General features: G+C 43.9%; 9 protein-coding genes. 7 read left to right on the forward strand and 2 right to left on the reverse strand.

Going from position 1 to position 10,448, the window contains the following annotated elements; genetic code table 11:
* The first annotated feature begins 174 nt into the window (after positions 1 to 174).
* Positions 175 to 1,215: a lactonase family protein gene (locus AB4653_RS21180; RefSeq protein WP_009848486.1), complete on the forward strand. Its 1,041-nt coding sequence runs from the start codon at positions 175 to 177 to the stop codon at positions 1,213 to 1,215.
* A 79-nt stretch (positions 1,216 to 1,294) separates the two neighbouring features.
* On the opposite strand, the gene AB4653_RS21185 is transcribed toward AB4653_RS21180, so the two are convergent.
* Positions 1,295 to 2,470 carry a 2-octaprenyl-3-methyl-6-methoxy-1,4-benzoquinol hydroxylase gene (locus AB4653_RS21185; RefSeq protein WP_102258201.1) on the reverse strand — a complete coding sequence of 392 codons (1,176 nt, stop codon included), beginning with the start codon at positions 2,468 to 2,470 and terminating at the stop codon, positions 1,295 to 1,297.
* A 308-nt stretch (positions 2,471 to 2,778) separates the two neighbouring features.
* On the opposite strand from AB4653_RS21185, the gene miaB reads away from it, so the two are divergent.
* The 5 genes from miaB (at position 2,779) to lnt (ending at position 8,511) form a co-directional block, all read left to right on the forward strand.
* A complete protein-coding gene (gene miaB, locus AB4653_RS21190; protein ID WP_009848484.1) occupies positions 2,779 to 4,203 on the forward strand; it encodes a tRNA (N6-isopentenyl adenosine(37)-C2)-methylthiotransferase MiaB in 1,425 nt (474 codons plus the stop codon).
* A gap of 163 nt (positions 4,204 to 4,366) precedes the next feature.
* Positions 4,367 to 5,488 carry a PhoH family protein gene (locus tag AB4653_RS21195; protein ID WP_009848483.1) on the forward strand — a complete coding sequence of 374 codons (1,122 nt, stop codon included), beginning with the start codon at positions 4,367 to 4,369 and terminating at the stop codon, positions 5,486 to 5,488.
* Positions 5,489 to 5,950, forward strand: a complete 462-nt coding sequence (gene ybeY / locus AB4653_RS21200) for an rRNA maturation RNase YbeY (protein WP_009848482.1) — start codon at positions 5,489 to 5,491, stop codon at positions 5,948 to 5,950. It begins immediately after the preceding gene.
* Between the two features lie 120 nt (positions 5,951 to 6,070).
* Positions 6,071 to 6,961 (forward strand): CNNM family magnesium/cobalt transport protein CorC, encoded by an 891-nt coding sequence (corC, locus tag AB4653_RS21205; protein WP_009848481.1) that lies wholly within the window; start codon positions 6,071 to 6,073, stop codon positions 6,959 to 6,961.
* Between the two features lie 32 nt (positions 6,962 to 6,993).
* On the forward strand, positions 6,994 to 8,511 hold the full coding sequence (lnt, locus tag AB4653_RS21210) for an apolipoprotein N-acyltransferase (RefSeq protein ID WP_009848480.1): 1,518 nt from the start codon (positions 6,994 to 6,996) through the stop codon (positions 8,509 to 8,511).
* Positions 8,512 to 8,602: 91 nt separating this feature from the next.
* Here the strand turns inward: lnt and AB4653_RS21215 are convergent, their stop codons facing one another.
* A complete protein-coding gene (locus AB4653_RS21215; protein WP_009848479.1) occupies positions 8,603 to 9,073 on the reverse strand; it encodes a zinc ribbon-containing protein in 471 nt (156 codons plus the stop codon).
* A 263-nt stretch (positions 9,074 to 9,336) separates the two neighbouring features.
* Here AB4653_RS21215 and leuS point away from each other — a divergent pair.
* Positions 9,337 to 10,448 (forward strand): leucine--tRNA ligase (gene leuS, locus AB4653_RS21220; RefSeq protein WP_372105258.1); only part of this gene is annotated, 1,112 nt, incomplete at its 3' end.

The following is a 10,448-nucleotide window of genomic DNA, read 5'->3' on the forward strand; positions in this document are numbered from 1 at the left end:
TCTCTCCGACCGCACCATCATTGAATAGAACCCAGCTTTTTAGCTGGGTTTTGTTTTATCTGGAATATGTAAATCTGCAAGCCAAGTCACCAAGTATTCTCTCCTATAACCTCACTTTTACTACGATTTTATTAGACAATGTCTGCTCCATTTCCTAACTGAGTATGACTGCCTATGAAAACCCTCCCTTTAACGATCGGTTGCTACACAGATTCTCCAAGTAATAGCCAAGGTGTATATCAAACTCAGTTAGATCTAGAAACGGGAACGCTGTTGCCTTTAGAGCTTATAGCGGCCTGTACAAATCCTTCGTTTGTCACCACGACAAAGCTAGGGATCTATACAGCTTCTGAAGTTGACCAAAAGATGCAACCGCAACTGATTCATATACCGAATTCTGATTCAACAATAGCGTCAAATACTAGACTAATTTCAGGAGATCACCCTTGTCATATCACGGTAGATCCCCACAATAAGTTTGCTATTACATCGCAATATTCATCAGGGGCATTCGATATCTTTAGTTTAAGTATCAATGGCAATATCGATAAACGGCTCAAAACACTCAAAATGGTTGGTTCTGGACCTAATGCAGAAAGACAAACAGGCCCACATGCACATCAAAGCCTTTTCCTAAAGAACTCTCCGCAGTTTGTCACCGTCGATCTCGGAGCCGATCGAATCAACTTCTATTGCTTTGACGAAGAGCAAGAAGAGTTCCTTGATGAACCAATGCAATCTATCAAAGTGCGGGCAGGGAATGGACCTCGTCACTTAATCTTTAACCAAGCCGAAGATAGAGCCTATGTGGTGTGTGAGCTCTCTGAAACGATATTGATTTTGGAAAAGTCTTTAGGGGTGTGGAGTATTGTGGAAGAGGTTGATGCATTAGCAAATATGGATAAAGGAGAAGCAGCGGCTGCAATTAAGCTATCGCCAGATGAGCAATTCCTTTATGTGTCTTGCCGACATCAATCCAGAATCAGTTGTTTTAGAATAGACTCCGTCACTCAAAAGCTCATTTTTATGGATAGTTACGATGTTGAAGGCAAGTTCCCTCGCGACTTTCATATCACTAATGACGGACAATGGCTTATCGCCGCAAACCAGCATTCCAACAACCTCACATCATTCAAACGAGATATTGAAGATGGCTCCCTCACCTATACTGGATGCTCTTTAGCCATTGATGCACCTGTTTGTGTGACGCAATAGCACTAAGCACTATCATGAAATCAAAAAAGGAGAGCCTCAGCTCTCCTTCTTTTATAACTAGATAACTTGGAGTAACCAATCACAACCCTAAAGCGTACTTAAGCACCTGTGATTTAATCGGCCCTGAGTTTTCTGCTAGCTTTAGTGCTGCATTTCGCACAAACTTAAGTGGGCCAATGTCATTGCTAAACGTTTTGTAGAAAAAGTCCATGCCACTTTGCATCATTAGATTGTCACCTCTTCTGATCACTTCATAGCGTCTCGCCACAGATTGATTCAATTCGCCTTTCTCTTGGGTGATATCCAATAGTGCTGCCACATCTTTAAAACCCAAGTTAACACCCTGCCCTGCTAGAGGGTTAATCGTATGTGCAGAGTCCCCGACTAAAATACAGTTATTCCTTGAGTATGATTGAGCATGACGTCGTGTCAGAGGAAAAGAACCCGAGTTCAAAACTTTGATATCACCTAACTCTTTAGGAAAGTGAGTAAGTACTTCATTACGTAGTTTTTCAGGGGGCATTGCTGACAATTGCTTAATACGCAGTGGAGAATCATACCAAACTAACGAGCCCTGCCCGACTTCTTGATCGTCAGAGACTAGAGAACACAAAGGCAAAAATGAACGAGGACCACTTGGTAAAAATTGCTGCCAAGTAATATCTTGCTGAGGCTGTTCTGTTTCTACGTTGATAAGCATGCAGTGCTGTCGGTAATCCCAAGCCGTAATACCAATCCCTGCTTGCTGACGGACGGCTGAATTTGCGCCATCAGCGCCAACCACCCACTTCGCGGACAACTGAGTACCCGACTGAAGCTTGACTATATTGGTCTCACCAAACTCAATCTCATCGAGCTTTTCTGGGCATAACAGTTCGAGATTGTCGTAGGCATCAAACTGAGCCCATAAACCCAATTGGATTAATCGATTCTCAACGATATAGCCCAAACGAGGAAGGTCCAGTGATGCTGCATCAAACCGAGTACGACACTCTGGATGTTCCCAAGTTTCCAATCGCTTGTAAGAACAGACGCGCATCGCTGCAATACTTTGCCATGCACCAAGATCTTCAAGCAAATCGACCGATGCTTGAGAAATCGCTGACACACGAATGTCCATCGCTTGCGACTCATCAAAAGCTTGTGGGGCAAAACCTTCGATCACCGCAACACTCAGACCTTGCTTTGCAAAACCGATTGCTGTTGCTGCACCAACCATGCCGCCACCGACGACTACAATATCGTAACTGTTCATATTTTGTACTTATCAGTTTGATTCTTTGACTGTTTTTGATTGTACTTTTTCATAACGAACTTGTAACCAAAAACCTTATTCGAAAGAAGGGTTATCCCTTATGGCATATGGCGTTAACGATAATAAAAACCACTACATAAGAGATTTGTTCAGACTACTAGTCAGTCGGTTTTGAAACCAGTACAATACGCCGCTTGCCGCTAGAGCCTGTCATAAAATTGAATACCGAATTATGACGAACGGAGCTAGCGGATGAATAATGGGCGATTTGCTCCCTTAAATTAAACTAACGATCGAGCGAACATATAATGAGTAAGAAACTGCTAATTAAAACTTGGGGCTGTCAGATGAATGAATATGATTCATCAAAAATGGCCGACCTGCTTAACGCTGCAAATGGCTATGAGCTAACTGAAGTACCTGAGGAAGCAGACGTACTACTATTGAATACTTGTTCTATCCGCGAAAAAGCGCAAGAAAAAGTATTCCACCAGCTTGGTCGTTGGAAAACGCTTAAAGATAAAAAAGAAGGTGTGGTGATCGGTGTGGGTGGCTGTGTAGCGACTCAAGAAGGTGATCACATTCGTCAACGTGCACCTTATGTAGACGTTATCTTTGGCCCACAAACATTACACCGTTTACCAGAGATGATTAAGTCATCACTGTCTAACGAAAAGCCAGTAATGGACATCTCTTTCCCAGAGATCGAAAAGTTCGATAACCTGCCAGAGCCAAAAGCAGACGGCGCAACAGCCTACGTTTCTATCATGGAAGGTTGTTCTAAGTACTGTACTTACTGCGTTGTTCCATATACTCGTGGCGAAGAAGTTAGTCGTCCAATGGATGATGTGCTATTCGAAGTTGCACAACTTGCAGAGCAAGGCGTACGTGAAGTAAACCTGCTAGGCCAAAACGTAAACGCATTCCGAGGCCCTACTCACGAAGGTGACATCTGCACATTTGCAGAGCTCCTTCGCCTAGTTGCGTCTATCGACGGTATCGACCGTATTCGTTTCACAACAAGCCACCCGCTTGAGTTTGGTGACGACATCATTGAAGTTTACAAAGATACCCCTGAACTAGTGAGCTTCCTTCACCTACCAGTACAAAGTGGTAGTGACCGTATTCTTACGATGATGAAGCGTCCACATACGGCTATCGAGTACAAATCTATTATCCGTAAACTGCGTAAAGCTCGTCCTGACATTCAAATCAGCTCTGACTTTATTGTTGGTTTCCCTGGTGAGTCTAAGCAAGACTTCCAAGATACAATGAAGCTAATTAAAGAAGTTGATTTCGATATGAGCTTCAGCTTTGTTTTCTCTCCACGTCCAGGTACGCCAGCGGCAGATTACCCATGTGATGTACCAGCACAAGAGAAAAAAGATCGTCTGTACGAACTGCAACAAACAGTAAACACACAAGCTATGCGTTTCTCTCGTCTAATGCTAGGTACAGAGCAGCGTATTCTTGTTGAAGGTCCATCAAGAAAGAATCTCATGGAACTGCGTGGCCGTACTGAAAACAGCCGTGTTGTGAACTTCGAAGGTTCTGCAGACCTAATCGGTCAGTTTGTAGATGTGAAGATCACTGAGGTTTACACTAACTCACTACGTGGTGAGCTAGTTCGCACAGAAAAAGACATGGGTCTACGCGTTGTAATGACTCCAGCAGAAATGATGGAAAAAACAAAACGTGAAGACGAGCTAGGTGTAGCGACATTTACGCCATAGGCAATACAACTGTTTGAGCACAAAGCGCAAACACAAAGCTTGAAATTACCTAACTAAGTGACCATCTTAGAAATAGGGATATCACCATCAAAAGCCCGGTCTAAATCGGGCTTTTTGCTCTTTTTTATATTTAAGAGTGAGTGGCACAAAATGAGAGGCTAATTTGAGCAATAAAATCGTTACCTTAGAGATAAATCTAGAGCCAGCAGATAACAAGCGCTTGGCAAGTTTATGCGGACCATTTGACGACAACATCAAGCATCTTGAGCGTCGTCTGGGCGTTGAGATTAATTACCGTAGCAACTTTTTCACGATTGTCGGTAAGCCTCACACTACAGCCGCAGCTTTAGACATCATCAAACACCTCTATGTTGAAACGGCTCCAGTTAAAGGCAACATAATCGATATCGAACCGGAGCAAGTGCATCTGGCGGTCACTGAGTCTGGTATTTTGGAGCAACACGTCGAGTCTGAAATCGACTACGGCAAAGAAGTGACCATTAAGACTAAAAAAGGCGTTATCAAACCTCGCACGCCAAACCAAGCACAATATCTAATGAACATGGTCACTCATGACATCACTTTTGGTATTGGACCTGCTGGTACTGGTAAAACGTACTTAGCTGTTGCGGCTGCGGTTGATGCACTTGAACGTCAAGAAGTTCGTCGAATCCTACTGACTCGTCCTGCTGTTGAAGCTGGTGAGAAGCTTGGTTTCCTACCGGGTGATTTAAGCCAAAAAGTAGACCCCTATTTGCGTCCGCTTTACGATGCACTGTTTGAAATGCTTGGCTTTGAGCGAGTTGAGAAGCTGATTGAACGTAACGTGATTGAAGTTGCTCCACTGGCTTACATGCGTGGTCGTACATTGAATGATGCGTTTATCATTCTTGATGAGAGCCAAAACACCACGGTAGAGCAGATGAAAATGTTCTTAACCCGTATCGGTTTTAACTCTCGCGCTGTGATCACAGGTGATATTACACAAATCGATTTACCTCGTGGTGCAAAATCAGGCCTACGTCATGCAACTGAAGTGCTCAGTGAAGTGGATGATATTAGCTTTAACTTCTTCATGTCTGAAGACGTCGTTCGTCACCCTGTGGTTGCTCGTATCGTTAATGCGTACGAGAAGTGGGAAGCCAAAGACCAAAAAGAGCGTAAAGAGTTTGAGGCTCGCAAACGAGAAGAACGAGAAGCCAAACTTCTTGAGGCTCAGCAAGCTGTTACGACACAATTAGCAACACAAAATAGTTCTGTCATTGCAGAGCAAGGTGATAAATAGATGTCTATTGAACTAGACCTGCAATTAGCAGTCGAAAATGAGCAAGGTCTTCCAACTGAGCAAGATATTCAACTTTGGTTAGACAAGACAATTCCTCAGTTTCAAGAGAGTGCCGAGTTGACGGTTCGTATTGTTGATACACAAGAAAGCCACCAGCTCAATCATGACTATCGTGGAAAAGATAAGCCAACTAACGTGCTGTCTTTCCCATTTGAAGCACCACCAGGAGTGGAATTAGATCTACTGGGTGACCTCATTATTTGCCGCCAAGTTGTCGAAAAAGAAGCAGAAGAGCAAAGTAAGCCTCTGCTAGCACACTGGGCTCATATGGTTGTACATGGCAGTCTGCATCTGCTAGGTTATGATCATATCGAAGATGATGAAGCTGAAGAGATGGAGTCACTCGAAACAGAAATCATGCAAACTATGGGGTTTGAAGACCCGTATATTCTAGAAAAGTAAATCGATTCTAGTAAAGTAGGTTGCAGAGAAACAATAACTCATCGAACCTGTGATTTTCGCAGGAATCTGAGTTGTAACGTGTGCTATCACACTTCTGATAGCGTTATTTTTTGAGAAATCATGAACGAAGGTAACCCCCCCACTTCTGAGGGAAGTAAAAAATCTGAAGGTCCGAGTAGAAAGTCCTTCTTTGAACGCCTAGGCCAACTATTTCAAGGTGAAGTTAAAGATCGCCAAGAGCTCGTAGATGTAATCCGCGACTCAGAAATTAATGACCTAATTGACCACGACACGCGCGACATGCTCGAGGGTGTAATGGAAATTTCAGAGATGCGAGTACGCGACATCATGCTGCCTCGCTCTCAAATGGTTACAGTTGAACGCACCGATGATTTAGATACATTGATTGCGCTTATTACTGATGCTCAACACTCTCGCTACCCAGTGATCAGTGAAGATAAAGACCATGTTGAAGGCATTCTATTAGCGAAGGACCTACTTAAGTATTTGGGTTCAGAAAGTGCCCCATTTGATATCGAACAAGTGATTCGCCCTGTCGTGGTTGTTCCTGAAAGTAAGCGTGTTGATCGCCTACTCAAAGAGTTCCAAGAAGAGCGCTACCACATGTCTATCGTTGTCGATGAGTTTGGCGGAGTTTCTGGCCTGGTAACCATTGAAGATATCCTCGAAGAAATCGTTGGTGAAATTGAAGACGAGTTCGACGATGAAGAAGAGCTAGATATTCGTAAGCTGAGTAAGCATACTTTCTCTGTTAAAGCTTTAACCACTATTGAAGAGTTCAACGATACGTTTGGAACTGCCTTTAGTGACGATGAAGTGGATACGGTAGGCGGCATGGTTATGACAGCACTCGGTCACCTGCCGGTTCGTGGCGAAATTGTAGAGATTGAAAACTACCATTTCAAAATAACATCAGCAGATAACCGTCGTGTGATTCAGTTACAGGTAACCATTCCTGACGAACAGCCTCTTCCTACTATCGAAGAATAACAACTTCTCTCTAAAGAGATAACAGAAATTAGATGACTAAGACCTTTATTCATCGCCTATTACGGCCGCTAGCGGCCGTTTTTGTTGGCGCTATAACCACCCTTTCATTCGCTCCATACTCTATATGGCCTCTTGCTATTCTCAGCCCAGCTTTGTTGCTGTTACTGATCCACAACCGTTCTCCTAAAAGTGCGCTTTGGATTGGCTACGGATGGGGTTTAGGCCAATTCGCAACAGGTATCAGCTGGGTATACGTCAGCATCGATCATTTTGGCGGCATGCCACTGGCAGCCAACCTGTTTTTGATGGCTTTGCTCATTGGCTACCTAGCGGTTTATTCAGGCCTATTTACCTGGAGCTTAAACAAGTACTTCCCTGCTAATAACCTAAGCCGCTTTTTCCTCGCAGCTCCTGCATTGTGGTTAATCAGTGATTGGCTACGTGGCTGGGTAATGACGGGCTTTCCTTGGCTTTGGCTTGGCTACAGCCAAATCGATTCTCCACTAGGCTCGTTTGCACCGATTGGCGGTGTCGAGTTAATTACTCTGGCAGTCATTGTCTCTGCATCTGCACTCGCTTATATGGTTATCAATAAAGCATGGAGTGTTGGCATCATCCCTGCGATCGTATTCAGTGCAGGTTTTGGCATTCGAAATATCGATTGGGTGACACCGAACCCTGAAAAAACAACCTCAGTGGTATTGATTCAAGGCAATGTAGATCAAGACAGTAAATGGCTACCAAGCCACCGCTGGCCTACGATGATGAAGTACACAGATCTAAGTAGAGAAAACTGGGATGCCGATATCATCATTTGGCCTGAAGCCGCTATTCCAGCATTCGAAGTTGAAATTCCATCTTTCTTACGTAACTTAGATAGCGCAGCGAAGATGAACAACAGCTCAATCATCACTGGCGTACTCAATCAGTCTGAAGATAAGAAGTACTACAACAGCGTTCTTTCTCTAGGTGTCAATCCATACGGTGAATACAGCTACGATCCAGACGAACGCTACCATAAACATCACCTATTGCCATTTGGTGAGTTTGTGCCGTTTGAAAATATCTTGCGCCCATTGGCACCGTTCTTCAACTTGCCGATGTCATCATTTAGCCGTGGCGATTTTGTTCAACCAAACATCGTGGCAAATGGCCGTCACTTAGCACCTGCGTTGTGTTATGAGATCGTCTTTAATGATCAAGTTAGACAAAGCGTGACTGATGAGACGGACTTTATTTTAACGCTCTCTAACGATGCGTGGTTTGGTCGTTCGATTGGTCCACTGCAACATATGGAAATCGCACAGATGCGTGCTCTGGAGCTTGGTAAGCCAGTTATTCGCTCGACCAACAATGGTGTGACGGCAGTAACCGATTACAAAGGCAACATCATCAAGCAAATACCTCAGTTTGAAACGGCCGTATTAAAAGCTGAACTCATTTCAACGGATGGTCAAACGCCTTATCACACAGTTGGTACTTGGCCACTGTACATCTGGGCGATGCTCAGCTTGGCGATGGGTTGGCTAATAAGAAAGCCAAAGAGCTAGATTCGAAGAAAAGTGATTAGAGGGTTGACTGGTTGGGTCAACCCTTTTTGATTGCTGCGGTTTAACATTGATATCGCTATAGTTCAGAAGTTTACGGTTTAAGGGCTTTACGACTAAACCCTTTAGAACCACATTTAATGCATGGAATGATATTGGTTGGGTGGTTATATTCGGTTTGATGGCCACACTCGTCACATACCAAGGTGCCTAACCCAATGACTTCACCCGCTTGATATAAGCCCTGATGTTCAAGATCTTGGAACAACTCAACCCATTCCACCTTAGTACGATCAGTAATATCCAACAGCCCTTGCCAAATAGAGTCTGCAATCATTAAATAAAACGGACCACTTTTGCTCTCTTCATAGCTTTCGGAAAACTCTTTTAAATCCGATTTTACGTAAGCGGAAATCAACGACAGCTCGTCTTTGGTCATGTCGTTGGCTGCTTTCGCATACTTACCTGACGTTTCTATTTTGTTGTTAAGCTCTTCAGGACTATGCTTCAGCGTTTCTATCACCTCTTCGACGACTTCTTCATAGAGTGCTTTTTTCTTCGGCATAACAACCTCCTTAAGATAACCAACCTTGAAACGAGCAAACGGATGCGCCGCAATGCACTCCCGCTCACAAACAAATGCAATTCATACTCTTAAGTATAGTTGCCCTGCGAAATTCAGTGAAAATTACACAATCTACTAGGCAGCAACTGCAAGTATGAAGGGTATAACTATTGTTGTACTCAGCTCCTTTAGGTATTCTATGACGATCTGTAAGATTCTGTTCTAACCGAACTCACAAATTCCAAGATAACCGGATACCATCGATGCAAGAACAATATAACCCGCAAGAGATTGAACAAAAGGTTCAACAACACTGGGATAACAGCGAAACTTTCGTTGTAAGTGAAGACCCAAACAAAGAAAAATTCTACTGTCTTTCTATGTTCCCTTACCCAAGTGGCCGACTGCACATGGGTCACGTGCGTAACTACACCATCGGTGATGTGGTATCTCGTTTCCAACGTCTACAAGGCAAAAACGTAATGCAACCAATTGGTTGGGATGCATTCGGCCTACCTGCAGAAAACGCAGCTGTAAAAAACAACACAGCGCCTGCTCCGTGGACTTACGAAAACATCGAATACATGAAAAACCAGCTTAAACTTTTAGGCTTTGGTTACGACTGGAAACGTGAATTCGCAACGTGTACGCCTGAGTACTACCGTTGGGAGCAAGAGTTCTTCACTAAACTTTACGAACAAGGCCTAGTTTACAAGAAGACTTCTTCTGTTAACTGGTGTCCAAACGACCAAACTGTACTGGCAAACGAGCAAGTAGAAGACGGTTGCTGCTGGCGTTGTGATACTCCGGTAGAACAAAAGAAAATCCCACAGTGGTTCATTAAAATCACTGAGTACGCTCAAGAGCTACTAGACGATCTAGACAACCTTGAAGGTTGGCCTGAAATGGTTAAGACCATGCAGCGCAACTGGATCGGCCGCTCTGAAGGTGTTGAGCTATCTTTCGCTGTTAACGGTGAAGAAGCGCCATTAGAAGTGTACACAACACGTCCTGATACACTAATGGGTGTTTCTTATGTTGGTATCGCTGCAGGTCACCCACTTGCAGAGAAAGCATCAAAGAACAATCCTGAGCTTGCAGCATTCGTTGAAGAGTGTCGTAACACCAAAGTGGCTGAAGCAGAACTAGCAACGATGGAAAAGAAAGGTATGGATACTGGCCTAACGGCTATCCACCCTCTTAACGGTCGTGTTGTTCCTGTATACGTAGCAAACTTCGTTCTTATGGATTACGGCACAGGTGCGGTAATGGCGGTTCCTGCTCACGACCAACGTGACTACGAATTCGCAACTAAGTACGGCATCGATATCATCCCAGTGATCAAACCTGAAGATGGTTCTGATCTAGACGTGTC

The sequence above is a fragment of the Vibrio sp. 10N.222.48.A3 genome, assembly GCF_041475345.1.
Taxonomy (GTDB): domain Bacteria; phylum Pseudomonadota; class Gammaproteobacteria; order Enterobacterales; family Vibrionaceae; genus Vibrio; species Vibrio tasmaniensis_A.

Bases quoted from the DNA above. Each gene is read 5' to 3' on its own strand.
- miaB (WP_009848484.1), top strand. From the start codon at position 2,779: ATGAGTAAGAAACTGCTAATTAAAACTTGGGGCTGTCAGATGAATGAA.
- AB4653_RS21185 (WP_102258201.1), bottom strand. From the start codon at position 2,470: ATGAACAGTTACGATATTGTAGTCGTCGGTGGCGGCATGGTTGGTGCA.
- AB4653_RS21215 (WP_009848479.1), bottom strand. From the start codon at position 9,073: ATGCCGAAGAAAAAAGCACTCTATGAAGAAGTCGTCGAAGAGGTGATA.
- lnt (WP_009848480.1), top strand. From the start codon at position 6,994: ATGACTAAGACCTTTATTCATCGCCTATTACGGCCGCTAGCGGCCGTT.
- AB4653_RS21180 (WP_009848486.1), top strand. From the start codon at position 175: ATGAAAACCCTCCCTTTAACGATCGGTTGCTACACAGATTCTCCAAGT.
- corC (WP_009848481.1), top strand. From the start codon at position 6,071: ATGAACGAAGGTAACCCCCCCACTTCTGAGGGAAGTAAAAAATCTGAA.
- ybeY (WP_009848482.1), top strand. From the start codon at position 5,489: ATGTCTATTGAACTAGACCTGCAATTAGCAGTCGAAAATGAGCAAGGT.